We start from the raw sequence: 251 nt of genomic DNA, 5'->3' as shown, positions 1-251 counted from the left end.
GCCCGCATAATCGAAAGTGGTATTCCGACCGAAGCGCTGCTGGCGCAGATCGCGGTGGCCAAATATGCCGACGGCCTGCCGCTCTATCGCCAGGAAGCGATTTATGCGCGCGATCGCGTCGAGATCGTAAGCGCGAAGCTGCGGCCGTTCAGCTCTTGTAGTTCCAGGGCATGAGAGCGCCGATGTCGCTATTGGGCCAACCGTTGGCGATGCGCTCGAGGGTCTGTGTGAGCCAGGCGTGGGGATCAAGC

At 61.8% G+C, this 251-nt stretch carries 1 protein-coding gene and 1 pseudogene; one reads left to right on the top strand and one right to left on the bottom strand.

Annotated elements, in window-relative coordinates; translation table 11 throughout:
* Positions 1–126: pseudogene (locus tag HK439_RS26605) on the top strand (IS66 family transposase); the annotation flags it as partial.
* A 22-nt stretch (positions 127–148) separates the two neighbouring features.
* Here HK439_RS26605 and HK439_RS26600 read toward each other — a convergent pair.
* Positions 149–251, bottom strand: a 103-nt coding sequence (locus HK439_RS26600) for a transposase domain-containing protein (RefSeq protein WP_190294281.1), incomplete at its 5' end; no start/stop codon positions are given.

Origin of the sequence: Roseibium aggregatum, from assembly GCF_014692675.1 — a bacterium.
GTDB lineage: Bacteria > Pseudomonadota > Alphaproteobacteria > Rhizobiales > Stappiaceae > Roseibium > Roseibium aggregatum_C.
Note: the sequence above shows the minus strand (reverse complement) of the source record. Positions and strands in the feature narration are given on the sequence as shown.